1 protein-coding gene is annotated in these 1,781 nt (G+C 47.4%); it reads right to left on the bottom strand.

Going from position 1 to position 1,781, the window contains the following annotated elements:
• Nucleotides 1-1,781: tandem-95 repeat protein (locus H5163_RS20985; protein ID WP_182735893.1), on the bottom strand; the 1,781-nt coding region annotated here is incomplete at both ends.

The raw sequence follows: 1,781 nt of genomic DNA, 5'->3' as shown, positions 1-1,781 counted from the left end.
GGCGTTACCGTAAGTGTTACTGTCTGTACCGCCGATAACGCACCTGCGCTATCACGAACTTGGAAGGTGAAGCTGTCGCCGTGGTTTTCACTGCCGTCATGTTGATAACTAAAGCTACCATCACTGTTTAGGCTGACACTACCAAATTGTGGTTGACTGACCAGCTCTGCGCTGAGTGTGTCGCCTGCATCATCATCGCTGGCGTTACTTAATAACCCGTTTGCAAGTGCCACGGTTAAAGTCGCGGCTTCATCGAGGTTAAACGCGAAGTTTTGCCCTACCGGCGCATCGTTGGTGTTGGTAACCTCTAATGTAAATGGCGTTAAACTGGCGCTATCTGTGCCATCGTTAACACTGATAGTAATAGCCGCGTAGCTGCCCACATCCTCGTTCTGTGGCGTGCCCGCTAATTCGCCCGTGCTGGTGTCAAAGCTTGCCCAACTTGGCTTATTAATGATGCTGAAACTGAGGCTATCACCATCAATATCACGCACTGATGGCGTAAACTGATACTGACTGTCTTCGCTTACCGTGGTGTTCGGTGTACCACTGATTGTCGGTGCATCGTTAACGTTCTTAACGGTGAGATTAAAGCTACTCAATGCTGTAGTAATCGCGCCGTCTGATACTGAAATAATAATGTTGTTATTTACGCCGACATCATCATTACTTGGCGTACCTGACAACTGCCCAGTGCTGCTATCAAAGTTTGCCCAGCTCGGCTTGTTGCTAATGCTAAAGGTTAAGCTGTCGCCATCAATATCGCTGGCTGTTGGGGTAAAGCTATAAGGCGTATCTTGATCAACATTTAATGCTGGAACACCACCAATCGTTGGTGCGTCATTGACGTTGATCACCGTTAAGTTAAATGCCGGTAAGCTCGCCGTACCCATGCCATCGCTGACACTGAGCACAATATTACTGTACACACCCACATCGCTGTTAACAGCGGTACCACTGAGCAACCCGGTACTGCTATCAAAACTCAACCAACTTGGTTTATTACTGATGCTAAAGGTTAAGTTATCGCCCTCGGTGTCAGTTGCCGTTGGCGCAAAACTATAAGCGATTTTCTCACTCACTGACACAGTCGGTGAACCGCTGATCACTGGCACATCATTAACACTGCTCACGGTCACTGTGATCACCGCTGGTGCTGAATCCACGCTACCATCGTTAGCAACAAAGCTGAAGCTATCGGTGCCAAAGAAGTCACTCTCACCTTGGTATATTGCTTGCGAGCCAGTCAATGTAACACGGCCATTTTGTGGCTGACTGCTTATTTGATACGTTAAGGTATCGCCTTCGATATCGCTGGCGGTAAGATTGATAGTCAGTGGCGTATCTTCATTTACTGACACCGCTGCAGCGCTGGCAACAGGGGCATCATTTACAGCATTAACGGTTAAGTTAACACTAACAGGAGCTGAATCTAACGCACCATCATTGGCTACAAACGTGAAACTATCACTGCCGTTATAATCTGCCGCAGCTGAATACAACCAACTATCACTGCTTTGTTGAACTAGCGTTCCGTGTGCGACATCAGTATCAATGCGATAAGTTAAGCTGTCATTTTCGATGTCTGTCGCAAGCAATGTGATCAATAAGCTTGCATCTTCATCAAGGCTAAGGGTTTGCGTTTGTGCCACCGGCGCATCATTGACTGGGTTCACGGTCATGGTGACAGTAGCAAGGTTAGATATCGCGCCATTGCTGTCTTTAACTGTGTAAGTAAAGCTGTCGTCACCATAGTAATCTGCATTGGCGGTGTAAATGAT

This window comes from Pseudoalteromonas sp. SG44-8 (assembly GCF_014164125.1).
Taxonomy (GTDB): domain Bacteria; phylum Pseudomonadota; class Gammaproteobacteria; order Enterobacterales; family Alteromonadaceae; genus Pseudoalteromonas; species Pseudoalteromonas rhizosphaerae.
This window is presented reverse-complemented; position numbering and strand designations above follow the sequence as displayed.